Source organism: Streptomyces koelreuteriae (assembly GCF_018604545.1).
In the GTDB taxonomy this organism is placed as follows: Bacteria; Actinomycetota; Actinomycetes; order Streptomycetales; family Streptomycetaceae; genus Streptomyces; species Streptomyces koelreuteriae.
In genome coordinates, this window is the sequence record NZ_CP075896.1 from 7,547,342 (window position 1) to 7,564,541 (window position 17,200).

At 70.5% G+C, this 17,200-nt stretch carries 13 protein-coding genes; 3 read left to right on the forward strand and 10 right to left on the reverse strand.

The annotated features are described in order from the left end of the window. The first annotated feature begins 31 nt into the window (after positions 1-31). Positions 32-1,420 (forward strand): sigma-70 family RNA polymerase sigma factor, encoded by a 1,389-nt coding sequence (locus tag KJK29_RS34055; protein ID WP_215123011.1) that lies wholly within the window; start codon positions 32-34, stop codon positions 1,418-1,420. 39 nt (positions 1,421-1,459) lie between these two features. On the opposite strand, the gene KJK29_RS34060 is transcribed toward KJK29_RS34055, so the two are convergent. From KJK29_RS34060 to KJK29_RS34080, 5 genes are all read right to left on the reverse strand, one after another. Then, positions 1,460-2,221 (reverse strand): RICIN domain-containing protein, encoded by a 762-nt coding sequence (locus KJK29_RS34060; protein WP_215123013.1) that lies wholly within the window; start codon positions 2,219-2,221, stop codon positions 1,460-1,462. 163 nt (positions 2,222-2,384) lie between these two features. Next, a complete protein-coding gene (locus tag KJK29_RS34065; protein ID WP_215123015.1) occupies positions 2,385-3,344 on the reverse strand; it encodes an RNA polymerase sigma factor in 960 nt (319 codons plus the stop codon). 92 nt (positions 3,345-3,436) lie between these two features. Further along, positions 3,437-4,369, reverse strand: coding sequence for a carbohydrate ABC transporter permease (locus tag KJK29_RS34070; protein WP_215123016.1), 933 nt, complete (start codon positions 4,367-4,369; stop codon positions 3,437-3,439). Positions 4,370-4,373: 4 nt separating this feature from the next. Further along, positions 4,374-5,312 (reverse strand): carbohydrate ABC transporter permease, encoded by a 939-nt coding sequence (locus tag KJK29_RS34075; RefSeq protein ID WP_215123018.1) that lies wholly within the window; start codon positions 5,310-5,312, stop codon positions 4,374-4,376. 10 nt (positions 5,313-5,322) lie between these two features. Next, positions 5,323-6,627, reverse strand: a complete 1,305-nt coding sequence (locus KJK29_RS34080; protein ID WP_215123020.1) for an ABC transporter substrate-binding protein — start codon at positions 6,625-6,627, stop codon at positions 5,323-5,325. Positions 6,628-6,836: 209 nt separating this feature from the next. Here KJK29_RS34080 and KJK29_RS34085 point away from each other — a divergent pair, with 209 nt between their 5' ends. Continuing rightward, positions 6,837-7,913, forward strand: a complete 1,077-nt coding sequence (locus tag KJK29_RS34085; RefSeq protein WP_215123021.1) for a LacI family DNA-binding transcriptional regulator — start codon at positions 6,837-6,839, stop codon at positions 7,911-7,913. Between the two features lie 54 nt (positions 7,914-7,967). Here the strand turns inward: KJK29_RS34085 and KJK29_RS34090 are convergent, their stop codons facing one another. Beyond that, on the reverse strand, positions 7,968-8,867 hold the full coding sequence (locus KJK29_RS34090; protein ID WP_215123022.1) for a twin-arginine translocation signal domain-containing protein: 900 nt from the start codon (positions 8,865-8,867) through the stop codon (positions 7,968-7,970). A 108-nt stretch (positions 8,868-8,975) separates the two neighbouring features. Then, on the reverse strand, positions 8,976-10,883 hold the full coding sequence (locus KJK29_RS34095; protein ID WP_215123023.1) for a serine hydrolase domain-containing protein: 1,908 nt from the start codon (positions 10,881-10,883) through the stop codon (positions 8,976-8,978). A gap of 262 nt (positions 10,884-11,145) precedes the next feature. On the opposite strand from KJK29_RS34095, the gene KJK29_RS34100 reads away from it, so the two are divergent. Next, positions 11,146-12,879: a sensor histidine kinase gene (locus tag KJK29_RS34100; RefSeq protein ID WP_215123024.1), complete on the forward strand. Its 1,734-nt coding sequence runs from the start codon at positions 11,146-11,148 to the stop codon at positions 12,877-12,879. A gap of 7 nt (positions 12,880-12,886) precedes the next feature. Here the strand turns inward: KJK29_RS34100 and KJK29_RS34105 are convergent, their stop codons facing one another. The 3 genes from KJK29_RS34105 to KJK29_RS34115 all read right to left on the reverse strand — a co-directional run bounded on the left by KJK29_RS34105 (position 12,887) and on the right by KJK29_RS34115 (position 17,088). After that, positions 12,887-13,495, reverse strand: a complete 609-nt coding sequence (locus tag KJK29_RS34105; RefSeq protein WP_215123025.1) for a response regulator transcription factor — start codon at positions 13,493-13,495, stop codon at positions 12,887-12,889. 140 nt (positions 13,496-13,635) lie between these two features. Then, positions 13,636-14,955: a phytase gene (locus KJK29_RS34110; RefSeq protein ID WP_251058002.1), complete on the reverse strand. Its 1,320-nt coding sequence runs from the start codon at positions 14,953-14,955 to the stop codon at positions 13,636-13,638. A gap of 129 nt (positions 14,956-15,084) precedes the next feature. Beyond that, on the reverse strand, positions 15,085-17,088 hold the full coding sequence (locus KJK29_RS34115) for an NPCBM/NEW2 domain-containing protein (RefSeq protein WP_215123027.1): 2,004 nt from the start codon (positions 17,086-17,088) through the stop codon (positions 15,085-15,087). Positions 17,089-17,200: the final 112 nt, after the last annotated feature.

A 17,200-nucleotide genomic window follows, 5' to 3' on the forward strand; every position in this document is an offset into this window, starting at 1 on the left:
CCTCCTCCCTGCTCGGAAGTCAGGTGTTTGGATGTCTACGACGCAACAAGGCAGCCACGTCGACCGCACGGACGACGAACTGGCGGCACCGCTGCGCGGCGGTGAGGCCGCGGAAGAAGAGCTCGCCGAGCTGTACCGGCGTCATCACACCGCGGTGCGCGCGTACGCCGTCTCCCGCTGCCGGGACGCTCATACGGCGGACGACGCGGCATCCGAGGCCTTCGCCAGGACGATCGAAGCGGTCCGTCGCGGTGGTGGACCGCGTGGCCCGTGGCGCCCCTACCTCCTCACCGCGGTGAGACGCATCGTCATCGACTGGGCGGTCATGAACGGCCGGGCACTGCCCAGCGACGAACTTCAGGACGAGGTGGACGAGGCCCTCACCGGCGAGGAGATGGTGCTCAGCCGCGAGGAGGGTGCCCTCGTCGTCCGCAGCTTCCAGCAGTTGCCGGAGCGCTGGCAGACGGTCCTGTGGTACACGACGGTGCAGAAGGAGCCGACTGCGAAGGTCGCCGAGCGCCTCGGGATCAGTGAGAGCGGAGTGACGTCGCTCGCCGAGCGGGCGCGGGAGGGGTTGCGCGAGGCGTATCTCAGCGTCCACGCCCATGCGGGCGACCAGGACGAGGACAGCCTCTGCGGCCGGTACAGCGGTCTGCTGGCAGCGGCCGTACGACGTCGGCGGCGGCCGGGCAGGGACCTCAAGCGTCATCTCGGCGACTGCGCCCACTGCCGACAGGCCTTCGTGGACCTCACCGACCTCAATGCCCGTCTGCGGGTCGTGCTGCCCGGCGCCATTCTGTTCGGGGTGGGCGCCGAGCTGGCTTCCGCCGCGGGCACGGCGAAGGCGTCGGCCGTCGCGCTGAGCGCGTCCGGGGCAGCGGTCTCCGACCCCACGGTGCTCGCCTCGTCGTGGCACAGCCTCCCCTTCGCCAAGAGCGCCGCGTCCGTCGGCGCGGGAGTGGCCGTGGTGACGGCGTGTTACTTCGCGCTGCAGCCCTACGAGTCGACGATCACACCACCGCCCCCGAGCCCTTCGGCGTCGGCGACCACCACGCCGTCCTCGCCCCCGAGCGACGCCACCAGGCCGGACATCCCGTACGGCCCGACCTCCGTGCTCCGGTCCGCGGCGAGCGGCGACTGTCTGGAACCGGTGCCGGGGTCGACGAACGGGGTGCGCACGGCCGACTGCGACGACAGCACGAACCAGACGTGGGTGGAGGACCACGTCCGAGGCGCTCGGCTGCTGCTGCACAACTCGGGAACGGGCCTGTGTCTGCGGGTCTCGGAGGCCGGCGCGGCCCCCGTCGCACAGGCGCGGTGTGACTCCGGCGATCCCCGTCAGGTGTGGGAGATCCGGTACAGCCGGGAGCATCGGTCGATGGTCGCCATCGGCAGGGACGGGGAGACGTACTTGGTCTGACGTCGGTCCGGGACATCGTCGGGCGGGGGGACCTTCGTGTCACTCGGCGGGTGGCACACGTGACCATTGCTGATTGCTCGACACCACGCAGTCCCAGATCTGGATGGGCGTGCCGGGATCGTTGTAGCCGTTGGTCACGTCGACACACATGCCCGCCTGCCGGATCGTGCCGTCGCCCGCCAGTTGCCAGCGCTGCCGGGCGTCGGAGGTGCAGGGCGCGACGACGACCGGGGCGCTTCGGACGGCGCCCCCGCTCGCGGTCACGCAGTGGTCGCCGTAGACGCGCAGTTCGCCGTCGACCGTGTGCGTGAACTGCTGATTGATTCCTCCGTGGCAGGGCCAGATAGTGAGTTGCGTGCCCTCGGCCCGCGAAGCATCGGGGACATCGAGACAGAGGCTCGAGCGTGTTCCGACGTACGCATGGGCGAGCGGCTGATTGGTTGCTCGAGCGGTCGGTGACGGATCTGGCCGGCGGGTGGGCTCGGCACGCGACTCGGAAGCGGACGGAGTGGGCGACGCCTTTCTGCGTACCGGTGTGTGCGATTCCGAAGGCGAACCGGTGACGAGCGGTGGAGGCTGGGGAGTCGGCAGTCGCGACGGCGGCATTCTCGACGCAGGGGCGAGGCTGGTCGTAGGTGACCTCTCGGGAGAAGACACGAGGAGTGCGAGAAGAGAGGCCGCTCCGACGAACACCGCGACCAACACCGCCGCGCGGCGGAACGCGTGATGGTGCTCGCTGACCTCTTGGTTGTCGCTCGCCGGGACGGCCGGTGACGGCTCCTGGTGATCGAAGGCCGACACCGACGCCGGGTCCAATGGGGCAGCGGTGTTCGGCAGGAAGACCGGCGGGACGGACCGTGAGCACACGTGTTGTCCGGCAATGGATTCCCCGGAGCATGACGGGTCGTCACAGGGCGGGTATGACGTCAAGACGCCCCCTTGTCTCGGTGAGTTCGAAGGTTCCTCATGGGCGCTTCGCGGCCAGCGCGTACAGGCCGAACGCCACGAGCACGAGCAGGAAGCCCAGGGCGGCCACGTACCAGTACCCGGGCGGCCGAGCGCGACGTCGTCGTCCGCTTCGGGCGACGCGCGGGAACGCGCCGCGGGTACGTCGAGCGGCTGCCGAGACCGGGGCGGTGGCGCCGGCGACCTCGTACTTGGCGGAGCGGTAGGCATCGGCCGGCCACCACCCCAGCAGTCGTTGCGGAAGCCGGGCGGGGAGCCGGACGCTCAGGTTGCGCAGCTCCCAGAAGACCTCGCGGCATTCCGGACACTCCCGCAGATGCGTCGTGTCAGCCGCATCGGCCCAGGACTCGGCCGAACCGAATACGACCGCGTTCACGAAGCCCAGACAATCCTCCCGGTCCAGGCGCGACGCGTACCTCTCGGCACAGCCACGGCGAAGGGAGTGCACCGCTTGCGCGACATACTCGCTCACGCCGCCGGCCGGGATTCCCACGATGCCGCCCACGGTGGCCGGACTGTCACCCTCGACGATCGAGTGCCACAGCAAACACTGATCGGTGCCGGGCAACTCCTCGAAGGCGGAACGCAGTTCGGCGTCCTCCGTCAGTGACCACACCGCTCCGCCACCGACCCATCGGCCGAACGACGGAGTCAGCATGGTCGGATTCAGAGCCGCCCATTGGATGGCCACGCCGCGGATGCTGTTGAGAATGCTGACGCGGACGCAGCTCTCACCCGTCTCGGCCCGCCCGATCCTCAGGCGCAATCCGGTCAGGGCGTACGCGGTCACCGCTTGTGCGTCACCGGGTGACTTCAAGCAGGTGGAGGCATAGGCCCACGCCGCGCGTTCGTGGCGGCGTTGCAGCACACCGAAGGCGTCGGGGGCTCCATCGCTCACCCTCTGCAGCAGTTCGGCATCGGACAACTCCTGCGGTTGCGAGCCGGAATTCCAGAGCACAAACCCACCTGCTCGTCGGGGTCGGATCCATTGGAATGCACAGTCAGCGGGCACTCACGCGCGGGTCGGGTTCACCGAACCGCGAGGCACGGTCAGCCCTTCAGGGCGCCCAGCGTCAGATTGCCGACGATGCGTCGGCCGAACACCAGGAAGAGGAGCAGCAGCGGCAGGGTCCCGAGGAGCGCTCCAGCCATGATCACCGATTGGTCGGGGACATAGCCCTGGGCCAGCTTGACCATCGCCACCTGCACGGTCGGGTTCTCCGAGGTGAGGACGACGAACGGCCAGAAGAAGTCGTTCCAGGACTGCACGAACGTGATCAGGAACAGCACCAGCATCCCGGGCCGAGCCGCGGGCAGGACCACGTGCCAAAAGATCCGATGGGAGCCCGCGCCGTCCACCCGGGCCGCCTCGATGAGTTCGTCGGGCAGTGCCTCGGCGAGGTACTGGCGCATGAAGAACACACCGACCGCGCTGACCAGAGTCGGGGCGATCACCGCCGGCAGACGGCCGTACCAGCCCAGTGAGGTCATGATCTGGAACAGGGGAATCACACTGAGCTGGGGCGGCACCGCGGCGGTGGCGATGACGACCAGCAGCAGGGCGGTGCGCAACCGGAAACGAAGCTTGGCGAAGGCGTATCCGGCGAGGGTGGCGAACAGCGCGGTGGACGCGGCCACCGACCCGGACACCACGAAGGAGTTGAGGACGGCCTTGCCCAGATCCGCGTCCCGCCAGGCAGCGCCCAGGTTGCTGATCAGCCTGCCGCCAGGGAGCAGCGGAGGGGCTGCTCGGTTGACGGCCTGGCTGGAGGTCGAGGCGGCGACGATCGTCCAGTACAGGGGGAACAGCGAGATCACGGCCATCAGACCGAGCAGCAGATAGGCGACCGGCCCGCCGTGCGCCTGCCGGCCGGCACCGGGCCGGAACGGTGACGCGGAGCGGCGAGGGCGGACACCGCGGGCATCGGGGCCGCGCACCCGCGAGGGCCGGCGGGAGAGGGTCGTCTCCGTCGGGGCGGTCATGGCGTCATCGCCTCCGTGCGCGTCGCGCGACAACCGCCTGGGTCAGCGCGATCAGGATGATCAGCAAAAACATCAGCCAGGCCAGCGCCGATGCCCGCCCGGCGTTCCCGTTCGCCCACCCCGTCTGGTACAGGAGCAGGCCCAGTGTCTGGTACTGGCCGTCGGCACCGCCCTGCACCGCCTGCGACCCACCCCCGAAGATCAGCGGTTCGCCGAACAGCTGGATGCTGCCGATGGTGGAGATCACGATCGTGAAGACGATGGTGGGGCGGATGCCGGGGATCGTCACGTAGAGGAGCTGCTGCCGGCGGGAGGCGCCGTCCAGTGCCGCCGCCTCGTAGCGCTCCTGCGGGATCGCCTGGATCGCGGCCAGGAACAGCAGCGCGTTGTAGCCGGTCCAGCGCCAGATGACGATGGCGGAGACGGCCAGCTGGGAGGAGAGGGTGCCGCCCTCCCAGTCCACAGGGCCCAGGCCCAGGCTGTGCAGTGCCCAGTTCACCAGGCCGAAGTCGCGGCTGAACGCGAACTGGAAGAACAGCGCGGCGGCGCCCGCCGAGGTCGCGTACGGCACCAGTGACGCCACCCGCCACATCAGCGCGCCGCGCAGACGGTAGTTCAGCAGGTGCGCCAGACCGAGCGCCATCAGCAGTTGGGGAACCGCCGAAATGACCCCGATGGAGATCGTGTTGAGCGTCGCCTTCCAGAACCGCGGGCTGGTCAGCAGGTCGTCGTAGTTCCCCAGTCCGGTCCAGGACAGCGCGTTCAGCTCGACGAGCTGAACGTCGTGCAGGGACAACCAGGCGGTGTACGCCAGGGGATAGAGACCGAACGCACCGAACAGCACGAAGAACGGCGCCACATACGTGTACGGGGTGATCTTGAGGCCCCAGCGGTAGCGCCGGCCGCGCCGTGCGGAGGAGGTGGGCGCGAGGGGGGATGCCATTGCGGATCGCTCAGTCCTTCCCGATGGCCGACTCGACCTCGCCCAGGGACTGCCGCCAGGACTCGTCCGGGTTCATTCCCTGTTGCTCGACCCGGGTCAGACCGCTGGAGATGGCGTTGGTGATCAGGCCCTGATCCGGACCGATGTTCAGCGTCGGCATGTCCTTCGCCGCCGCCCCGAAGATGCGTCCCACGGGAGCGTCGCTGAAGTACCGGCTCCGGGTGCCGGCGACCGAGGGGCCGGCGGCGGCGGTGCGGGAGGACGGGAAGTTGCCCGCGGAGGCGTCGGCGAAGGTCTTGGCCTGCTGGGCCGGATCGGTCAGCCAGGCGGCGAGCTTCTCGGCCTCGCCCCGGACCTCGCTGTTCTCGGGAACGGTCAGGAAGGAACCGCCCCAGTTGGCGGGGGCAGGCGCTCTGGCGATGTCCCACTGGCCCTCGCCCCCGGGACCGGCGGCCTGGGAGATCTGGCCGAGCATCCAGGAGGGGCAGACCACGGTGGCGAACTTCGCAGCCGAGAACGACTTGCGCCAGTTGGTCTGGAACTGCTGCAGCCTGGCGGTCATCCCCGAGGCGTTGGCCCGGGCGGCCAGGTCGTAGGCCCTCCGGACACCGGGGTTGCTGTCGTGGACCAGCTTGCCGGAGGAGTCGTAGTAGGACGTGGTCTGTCCGAAGATCATGGCGTTGTAGAGGCCGTTGCCGGTGTCCATGAAGCGCAGGCTCTTGTCCTCGGTCTGCTTCTGGAACCTCTCGCCGACGTCCACGTACCTCTCCCAGCCGGCTGCCCACAGGTCGCCGACGGCATCGCGCTGTGTCGGCAACCCGGCCTGCCGGAACAGGTCCTTGCGGTAACACACGGCCATGGGGCCGATGTCGGTCCCCAGGCCGAGCACCCGGCCGTCCTCGGCCTCGGCCTGGTCCCACTTCCACGGGTAGAAGGAGTCGGCGCGCACTCCCGGGGCCTGTGAGAGATCGGCGAACATGCCGGCCTTGCTCCCGGCGATGGTGCGAATGCGGCCCACCTCGACGCTGACGATGTCGCCCAGGCCCTGACCGCTGCTCAGTTTGGGCTGCAGAGCCTGCCAGTAGGTGGCCTCGTCGGCGGCGTTGTCCTCCTCGATGGTGATGCCGGGATGGAGTCTCTCGTACTCCTCGAACAGCCCTGACGTGTTGAAGCCCATGTTGGAGAAGGTGGAGATCCGGATGGTGACCCTTCCGGATGCCGGGCCGTCGGAGCTGTCGCAGCTTGTGGTGGCGACAGCCAGCGCCAGAGCTGAGGCGACGGTCGTGGTGACTCGCAGAGCACCGCCTGGATTCATCGAGGCACATCCCCCGTACGGCCGAAACATTCGGCAACTTTCCTTGTGCACGTCGGGCAAGTTAGGGGCACGTGCGGGGCGTCGTCAAGGGAAGGTGGCGGCAAGTGCGCGCCCAGGGAGGGCGGATCGGCATAGCAAGGGCTTGCCGAAACTATCGGCGGCGCTGCGTATGCTTGCCGCAGCAAGCCGATACAGAGACGAGGTCATGCATGCCCGGCGGACGGAGCAGCAGCGGAGCGACGGTCCGGACCGGCGCTGCTGATCCCGCTGCGCGTGTCACCATCGCCGAGATCGCCCGGGAAGCCGGGGTCTCGGCACCTACGGTCTCCAAGGTCCTCAACGGCCACGAACAGGTGGCGCCGGAGACTCGGGCCCGTGTCGAGGAACTGCTGCGGCGGCACAACTACCTGCGCCGCCGCGCCCGCCCGAAGAGGACGGCCGGCTGGATCGACCTGGTCATCCGGGAGGTGGACAGCCTGTGGGCGGGCGAGGTGATGCAAGGAGTGCAGAGCGCGGCGGCCGAGCACGGTGCCGAGGTGGTCGTGACCGCGGCCCACGGAACCACCACCGACACCGGGCGCTGGCTGGACAATGTGTCCACGCGCGGCTCCGACGGGATCGTCCTGGCGGTCACCGATCTCACCCCGCCCCAGCGCGAGCAGGTCGATGCCCTCGGTATCCCGATGGCCGTGGTCGACCCGGTCGGCAGCCCCGACGCCGGGGTGCCGACGGTCGGCGCGACGAACTGGCAGGGCGGCTTGGTCGCGACCCGGCATCTGCTCGATCTGGGGCACCGCAGGATCGGCATCCTGCGAGGCCTGGAGGACGCGCTGTGCGCGCGAGCGCGCCTGGACGGGTATCGCGCGGCACTCGAGGGAGCGGGCATCGAGGTCGACCCGGCCCTGCAGCGGCCCGGCGACTTCTACTACACCACCGGGTTCTCCGGCATGCGTGACCTGCTCGCCCTCCCCGACCCGCCCACCGCGGTCTTCGCCTGCAGCGATCTGATGGCCCTGGGCGCATACGAGGCGATCAGACAGGCCGGGCTCCGGGTCGCGACCGATGTGAGCATCGTCGGGTTCGACGACGTTCCGAACGCCGCCTGGGCTTCCCCGCCGCTGACCACGGTGAGCCAGCCGTTGCGCGAGATGGCGGCCCTCGCGGCGCGCATCGTGCTGCAGGGCGCGGACGCGGTGCTCCCCGGTCCGACGCTGCGGATGGAGCTGGCCACCCACCTGGTCGTGCGGGAGAGCACCGGCACCGCGCCCGGCGGGTCCAACGTCTGAGACCCACGCCGGTACATGACCGACGAGCCGGCCCGGCCGGACGCGGAGCGCGGATCAGGGAACGGTGACGATGAGCACCTGGCCGTGAGCGGACAGATGTTGTGCGTCCTGCATACCGGCGACCCAGCTGGTCAGGGCGTAACGGCCCGGCTCGAGGGGCATCCCGAGGACCGCGCTCCGGCCCGGGGAGAGCGGGGGCGTGCCCAGTTGCGCGGCGAGGTCGAACGGCGCGGCGCTCCACGGTTCCTGGAAGAACCTCTGGATGTCGGCCTCGGTGACGGAGTCGTCGGTGAGGGGGTACACCGCGAGCTCGTCGACCTGTCCCCGCATCGCGTTCACGTAGCGCACGGGCCGGTCCCGGCGTATGCGTCCCTCCAGGACGAAGCGCGGGCCCATCTTCGTGTCGACGGCGATGACGGTGGCGGAGGGACGCGGACGCCCGGCTCCGGCGACGTCCGCCGCGTGGACGAGGAGCGGGCTGACGTACTCCGTGCCGGGGAGGGGATCGCGTCCGACGCGGGGCCCCTCGAAGTCCTTGTACTCCAGGACGAGGTACCGCCCGGGCGGCAGCCACGCGGTGAAGGACGACTGTGAACCGGGGACCGCCATGGCGCCGCCGAACAGCTCGGCGTCGGCCATCAGATCCTTGGACGCCTGAATGACGTCCTGCGCGTTCTTCTTCTCGAAGACGTCGCGCAGGTGTCTGCGGAAGGCGGCCTCGCCGACGCCGCGGCGGAGTCGGGCGATGCCGACGATGCCGGTACGGGTACTGGTGGTGCGTACCCGGAAGGTCACCGCGCCGGCGGCCGCGGTCGTCGGCGCTCTGAACCCGTCCTCGCCGGTGACGATGTCGAGCGGTTCCGGTCCCCGAGTCGGCGATCCGGCGCCGATGAGCGCGGCGACTCCCGTCGCCGTTCCGGCGGTCAGAAGACCGCGTCTGGTCCACGTGTTCATGATCTGCTCCTCTGCTGGCTGTGGCATCGGATGGTCGTGTGCCTCGTACGGGTCGGAGATGGGTTGAGGACCGGCCGGGCACGCACGGGCCGGGAGTTCACCGGCAGGTCAGACGAACGGGCCGCCCACCAGGCGGTACTGGAGCAGCATGCTCGCCATCGCGACCGCGGCCATCGCCGTGAGGGTGAACAGGATGCGGCCGGACACGTTCCACCAGCCGCGGAACCAGGCCGCGATCGCCCCCGCCACCACACCCAGTGCCAGCAGCACGAGTGCCGTTCCCAGCATCGTCACGATGGACAGCAGCGGGGGTCCCAGCAGCACGGCTTCCATCATCGCGTTGCCGTCCCGGACGACCGCGGCGAGTGCGGCCGTGAACGCGGCCGCGATCAGCCCGGTCGCCGAGGCCGTGGCGCGTGCGACCCGTGCCGCGGGAGGGTGCGGGGTTCGGCCCCGAAGCCGCCGTACCAGGGCGATGACGGGAAGGGCGATCGCGGCGAGTATCAGCGTGCCCGTGCCGGCAGCGAGCAGTCCGAGGTGCAGGGACGGGGACTGGTGCCAGGTCAGCTTCGCGTATGTGCTCGACGGCACTGCCGACGAGACGAGCACGCCGCCCCGGGTGAAGGCAAGCGTCGCGCTTCCGCCGCGCTCCTGGAACAGGCCGTCGCCGAGCGCGAGCCAGCGCTGTTCCGGCTGGTCGGGGTCGAGGGAGAGCCCGGTGGTGCGCAGCCCGTTCTCGCCGTCCTCCCGGACGGTGACACTCGCGACCAGGCCCTCCAACGCCATGAGACCGGTGCGGCTGACCCGGCCCGGGCGGTAGGTGCCCGGGTACGAGGCGAGGGACGGATCGGTCACGGCGCCCGGGGCGGCGGGTGCGGGGTTGTCCGGGACGAGGACGTCCACGATCCGGTCGATCAGGTCCTTGCCGTCCCAGGAGGCGCGTCCGTCCCTGCCGTCGCCGTTGAAGACGACGAACACCCCCACGTCGCGGGCGGGGACGAGCAGCAGGTTGGAGTGGAAGCCGGGGATGTCGCCGTCCTTGAACCAACCGGTGCGCCCGCCGCGCCGCCACTCCTCGAATCCGTAGCCCAGGCCGGGCATACGGGGATCCTGCCGGTAGTGGACCCGCTGCATGAGGCCGTTCGCCGTCGTGTCGTCGGTGAGCTGCCCCGTCATCCAGCGGCCCATGTCTACGGCGGTGCTGACCGCACCGGGCCCGGACGGGCTCCACGCACCGTACTGGCCCTCGTCCTCCGTCCAGCCGGACGTGCCGTTGGGGCGGTAGCCGCGGGCGAGACCGGCGGCGATCGAGGCCGGCGGCGGCTGGGCGAACGTGGAACCGGTCATGCCCAGGGGCCCCAGAATGTGCTCGTCGACATAGGCGGGGAAGGACCGGCCGGAGACATCGGCGACGAGCTGGCCCGTGAGCGCGTAGCCGTAGTTGTCGTAGGCGGCGGTCGTGCCCGGGGCACGGACCCGGGGCGGGCGGCGTGTCACAAGGCTTTCGGCGAGCGGTTCGACGTCCTTCGCTCGGGTCCTGTTCCGGCCGACGAGGTCACTGTCGAAGCCCCCGGTGTGGGTGAGCAGTTGGTCCAGGGTGACGGGGCGCCCTGGGTAGGTGTCGGGGACGGTGACCGCACGGAGGTGGTCGTTGACGTCCGCCTTCGGGTCGACCTTCCCCTCGGCGACGAGCTGGGAGGCCGCCTGCGCCGTGAACAGCTTGGCGAGTGAGCCGAGGAAGAAACCGGTGCGCTGCGGGTCGACCGGGGTCCGGGTGCGGACGTCGGCGACGCCATAGCCCTTGGCCAGGACGGTCCGGCCGCCGGCCACGACGGTGACGGCCGCGCCGGGGATGCGGTCGTCTTCCAGGAAGTCGGCGACGGCGGCGTCGACGAGGGACTCGAGACGGGGCGGAGCCGCCGCGTGAGCGGGGGCCGCGACGGAGAGCAGCGCGGCGGAGGCGATCGTGAGGGCGGCTGCCATCGTGGTGAGGGTCCGTATCGACGTCGTACGCATGCGTCGACGATCTCGTTCGGGAACGGGGCGGCGGCAGTGCGAGGCGCATCTGGCGATGTGTATTTCACATGGGTGGGGCGGGTGCGGTGCACCGGCGTGCGTCTAACGTGACCTCATGAACGGGTGGGGCTGGGCATTTCGGTGCGGGCGGGGGACCAGGCCCAGGGGCACCGCGCGGAGGACTTTCACCGGTACGGATGCCGGCTCAGACGTCGGCTCAGGCGCCGACGCCGATGACGGTCCGACGCCGGCGGTCGTATCGGTGATCCTCGTCGTCGTCATTCTCGGCTTCGCCTTCGAGCCCGCTGTCGTCCTGCCGCGCCCGGCCGCCGTGCCGATGCTGCTGCTCCAGTTGGCCATCTGCCTGCCTTCGACGCGGCGGCTGCGCGGGGCCTGGGCCCTCGCCGCACAGGTCCTGCTGATGCCCTGGTCCGGGCTGCCCGGCTTCCTGGGCGCCTCCGTGCTGCTGGTCTTCGAACGGCGCCTGCGATGGGCCCTGTTCGCGGTCGTCGTGCTGGCGGCGGGGCCGCTCTCATCCGGCGACGGCAGCGTCCATTCCGTTCTCAACGGCATCGGGAATGCCCTCGCCCACGGACTGGTCCTCTACGCGCTGACCCGGCTCACCGACCTCTACACCGAACTCCGCGCCACGCGTGGCGCATTGGCGCAGGCCCGGGTCGCGGCCGAGCGGGAGCGTGCCGGGCGGGACCTGGACGCGGTACTGGGAGCGGCCCTGGCGGAGATCACCCGGCTGGCCGGGCAGGGTACGCGGGCGGCGCGGGAACTCGTGGCGGTCGCGCGGGCTGCGACGGAGCGCGTACGAGCCGCGCCGCCCGCACAGTCGGCCGCCGGGACGGACGCCCCCGGCTGTGCCCTGGCCTCCCGGCTGGTGTGGCCCATCGTGGTCGCCACCCACGTCGAGTATCTGATCGTGGGCACTGTCTTCCTGCTCGGTGCCGGGATGCCGGGCGGGCGGGTCGCCGGGTACGCGGCCGCCTTGGCGGCCGTGGTCGGACTCCAGGCGTACCACTCCCTGCCGCGTCCGCCCGGTGTGCGTCCCCCGTACGTCGCGTGGACCCTGGGTGTGCAACTCACTGTCGCCCTGGGCGTGCTGGCCGCTCCGGACGGTCCGTACCCCCAGCCGGTGGGGTTCGTGGCCGCCTCGGTGCTGATCGTCCTCCCCGGGCGCACCGCCTGGCCGGCGGCCGGGGCGCTGACCGCGCTGGCGGCGATCGCGATGCTGCTGAGGACGGACGGGCCCGGGGCTCATGGCACCGCTGTCCTCCTGCTGGACATCGTGGTGATCGCTTCGGTCTTCTACGGCCTTGCCCTGCTCAGCGGCCTGGTCCGTCAGGTGCGGGAGGCTCGCGGAGCGCTGGCGTCGCTGGCCGTGGCGCGAGAACGCCGGCGCATCGCCCGGGACGTCCACGACCTGCTGGGCTACGGGCTGTCGGCGATCGCCCTGAAGGGCGAACTGGCGCTCCGCGACCCTGACCGGGAGCGGGCCGGCCGGCACCTCGCCGATGCGGCGGCGCTGGCGGACCAGGCGCTGACGGACCTTCGGGCGATCCCGGGGGAGGGCTTGGAGATCTCGCTGGCCGAGGAAGTGGCCTCCGCCCGGGACGTACTGGCCGCCGCGGGCATCGCCGTGCGGGTCCGGGGCGGGGCGGACGAGGTGGAGGAGGTGTCGGAAGCACTGTTCGCGACGGTGTTGCGCGAGGCGGTGACGAACGTGCTGCGACACGCGGCGGGAGCGCGCCGGTGCGAGGTGTACTTCGGCCCCGGGCTGCTGCGGGTGGCGGACGACGGCCGCGTGGTTCCCCCACCGTCACGGGGAGAGGGCGACGGAGCGGGTACCGGCGGCAACGGACTGAGGAATCTACGTGAGCGCGCGACCGCGCTCGGCGGGATCCTGGAGGCCGGACCGGCCCCGCACGGCCGCGGCTACGTGGTGACCGTCCGTCTGGAATCCGCTCCGGTCCCCGTCGGCGGGTGACTCCGTGTCACTCCAACCAGCCCTGCTCCCGGGCGATCCGCACCGCGTCGAGCCGGTTGCGGGCATCGAGCTTGGTGACGGCCGCACCGAGATAGTTCCGTACGGTGCCCTGCGAGAGGTGTAACTCGCGGGCGATCTCGTAGAGTTCGGCCCCGGCGGCAGCCAGCCGCAGCACATCGGTCTCGCGTGGGGTGAGCGGGTTCACCTTGGCGGTGAGCGCCGCGGCGGCCAGCCTTGGATCGATGACATGCTCCCCGTCCGCCACGCTGCGGATCGCGGCGGCCAGCTGATCCGGCTGGGCGTCCTTGAGCACGAACCCGCCCACCTGGGCGGCGAGAGCCGACCTCAGTGCCTCGGGCCGGCCCAAGGCGGTGAGGATGAGGATCCGGCAGTCAGGAAGCGCGGCTCCGAGGTCGCGGGCGGCGGACAGTCCGTCGGCGCCGGGCATTTCCAGGTCGAGTACCGCGACGGTGGGGTGGTGGGCGAGAGCGGCGGGGACGACGGCGTCCCCACGTGCCACCTCGGCCACGACCTCCATGTCCGGCTCCAGGCCCAGCAGGGCTGCCAGCGCCCCACGGATCATGTGCATGTCTTCGGCCAGCAGAATGCGGATCACAGTCCCCCCCCGGCGAAGGATCGTACCTCCGGCCTGTGGGCATGCACCGCGTCCGCCTCCATCCGGCGCCCGAGGCCGCTCCTGCTGGCGGCTCGCCCGGATCGTCATGGTCTGATCCGGGCGAGCCTCGGGCCGGTGGGTCAGTCCGTGTCGCGCGGGTCGAACGACTCGGTGTCGACGGTCAGCGGCTTCGGGAAGGCGGTGGCCACCGACTCCCAGCCGGTGAACTTGAAGTCGGTGCCCTCCCGGTCCCCGTCGGCGGGTGTGGCCTCGCCGTCATGGGTCACGAGCAGGCCCTGGGGGAAGGTCTGCCCCAGCGGCACGTTGACCACGGTGGCCCCGTCGGATTGCTGCACCCCGTCGGTGGCGGCGCCGTCGGTGACGGCGAAGGAGCCGAGGTAGGCGTTGCGGCCCTGGCGCTCGTACACGGCGAAGGTGTTGTCGCCCTGGCTGGAGGCGAGCAGATATCCCGTGCCGTCGTCGGCGTGGTAGATCGTGGCGCCCTCGGCGTCGGCGCTCAGGTGTTCACCGCCGAAGCCCGGGTCGTTCGCGGTGTCGAGGACGCACTCCTCCGTCTCCGTGTGATAGGTCCACGGCGTGCCGTACTCCCGCACCCGGTCGATCAGCTTCGGCCGCTCGAACTCCTCGTCGTCGAGGCCGATCCGCCACAGCCCGACGTCCTCCTGGGCCGCGTACAGCACGTGTTCCTCCTGGTCGACGACCATGCCCTCGACCTGGGCGTGGTCTCCGGGGTCGGCGCACGGCGTCCATTTCCCGCCGTCGGGCAGGGTGAAGGACCGCGGAAGGTCGAGCGTGTCCTCGGTCTTGTAGCCGACGCGCCCGTCGTGGTCCTCCAGTTGCAGCAGCCGTACCCGGGTCTCCGAACGGCGGGACACCACCGCGTACGCGTGGTCGTCGTCGCTGAAGGCGGCCAGTCCGTAGGCGGTGCGCTGGTCGTCGACCTCGGCCTCGCTCGTGGCGAAGACCGGCGCGATGTCCGCCGCCGTCACGTCCTTCAACGGCGGCGTTCCCGCGGCGACGGCGGCCGGGTCGATGGCGTAGGCCCGCACCCGGTCCCGGCCGCGGTCGCTGACCAGGGCCAGATCGGTCTTCTTGCCGTCCAGTGAGAAGCCGTAGACCACGTCGACGTTGTTGAAGCGGCCCGGGGCGGCGTCCTCGCCGGGCGCCGCGGGCGCGGTGATGTGCTGCAGGCGCCGGCCGTCGAGTCCGTAGACGTCGAGGCCGGCCTCCTTGAGGGTGCTGATCACGAGGCTGCGGTCGGGATCGCCGGGGTCGACCCAGACGGCCGGGTCGTCGGCGTCGGCGTTGCCGCCCGCCTCGTCGTCGTACACGGCGGGTGTCTCCACGCGAGCGGAGACGGGGACCGGCTGCGGGGCGGCGGACACGCCCGTGACCATCAACAGGGCGGCGGTGAGAGTGCTCAGAGCAGAGGCGCTCACGATACTCCTCGGTTGGAAGAGGGTCTGGTGAGAACGTATGGGTGCGGTGTGTGGGTGAGCCGACCGAGCCGTGAACAACGGATGGCTCATGCGACCGGCGTCTGACCCAGGCGTCGAAGACGGGGCGCCTCAGCAGTGGAAGACGGCGTTGCCCCAGTCGGCGTGGTCGAAGCGGATGCCGTCACCGGCGTCGGTCACCACGAGCCGGACGCTGTGGGCGCCGTCGATCGCGGCGGAGATCGTCCGGGCGGGGTCCGTCGCCGACACCGTTCCTGTCGAGGCCACCTTCCTGCCGTCGGCCCAGATCTCGAAGGTGACGCTGCCCGCCTGGCCGGTCTCGTCGTCCAAGCCGACCTGCGCGCTGAATGCGGAGCACCGGCCGCCCGTGTAGTAGGTGACCGCGCTCGCTGCGTGGACGCCGATGCCCTTGGCGTAGGTGACGCCGCCGATGGTCAGCGTACGGCCGTCGCCGGGTGGTTGGTTCCCGTTGCTCTTGTCCTTCTCCACCGGCCCGAATCCGTTCTGCGCGCTGACCCAGTCCAGGTCGCTCGCATGGCTGTTGCCGGTCGGTGGTGCCTTGGCCACGTGGATTTCCAGGGACGAGTCCTGGACACCCTTGACGCGCCTGGGCGAGTGGTAGGCGGCGCGCACGTTCACCGTGTACACGCCGGGCTTCGCGTCGACGGGCGGGGTGAGCTGCCAGCCCGTGGTCAGCGACCGGCCCGGTTGCACCCGCTTTCCGTACGGCTTCGAGGTGGGCGTGACGCGCCAGCCCTCCGGGGCATCGACGTCGACCGACACCGAACGGGCCTGGCCGCGGCCGAGGTTGGTGAAGACACTGTTCAGCCTGGCCGGGGCGTTCGGCTCGGCGATCGTGGTGCCGTCGAGGACGAGGTCGGCCGCGGGCGGGTAGGACTTCCAGTTCCGGTCGGCGGAGACGCGGTAGAGCACGGTGCCGTGCGCGGGGACGGTGGCCGAGACGGTTCCGCCGGACTGGTAGGTGCGGTGCTTCCACAGGTCGCGCAGCGTGTACCCCTGGGCCTGGCCGAGCCCGATCTCGGCCGCGGAGGTGGAGATGCGCTGAGGCCGGTCGCTCTCGTTGAACAGGGCGACGGTGCGGCTGCCGTCCTGCATCTCCTTGGAGATGACCCAGCGACCGTCCTCGGAGGAGACCACCGATCCCTGGACGCCCAGCGGGTCCTGGTCGACGGCGATCACCTCGCGGTTGCCGAGGATCTCATAGGTCGCGGGAGTGGCCTTGCGTAGATCGGTGCCGATGAGCAGCGGCGCGGCCATGATCGACCAGAGGGAGAAATGGGTGCGGTACTCCGTGTCCGTCATCCCGCCGTTGCCGACCTCCAGCATGTCGGGGTCGTTCCACCGGCCGGGACCCGCGTACTGCGCCAGTGGCAGGGTCTGCTTGGCGTTGCGGAGCATGGCATCCCAGTTGTCCAGGATGTCGTAGGTCGTGCGCCAGAGGTGGCCGCCGACGCCGTTGGCCCACTCCCAGGGTTTGTTCTCTCCCCATTCGCAGACGCTGTAGACGATCGGGTGGCCGGTGGCCTCGGATGCCTCCTTCAGGGCGTTGCCCATGTCCTGGTAGCGCTTCTTGGCGTCGATGCCGTTGTTGTTGCAGTTGTCGTACTTGAGGTAGTCGATGCCCCACTCGGCGAACTGCATGGCGTCGGACTTCTCGTGGCCCAGGGCGCCGGGGAAGCCGCGTGGGCGGTCGCAGGTCTTGGTGCCCGCGCTGGTGTAGATGCCGATCTTCAGGCCCTTGGAGTGGACGTATTCGGCGAGGGCCTTCATGCCGTTCGGGAAGCGCTCGGGTACCGGGACGAGCTTGCCGTTCCGATCGCGCCGGGGCTGTGCCCAGCAGTCGTCGAGGTTGATGTACTCGTAGCCGGCGTCCTTCAGTCCCTTGGAGACGAAGAGGTCGGCCGTGTTCTTGATCAGCTGCTCGTTGAACTCCGGGCCGCAGCGGGTGGCGTTCCAGTTGTTGAAACCCATCGGCGGGGTCTGCGCGAGTCCGTCCTGCCCGGGCGAGACGCCCTGGGCGTGCGATGCGGGGGAGGCCTCGGAAGCGGAAGCGGAAGCGGATGCGGATGGGGCGGCGGGGAGGGACAGGCTCATGGCCGTGAAGGCCAGAACGCATAACCCTCCTGGTGATCTCAGCCGGCTCTTGCGAAGAGGTGAGCAGTGCACAGTGCGTCTCCTCTGACCTTCGCGCGCGCGGTCCGACCTG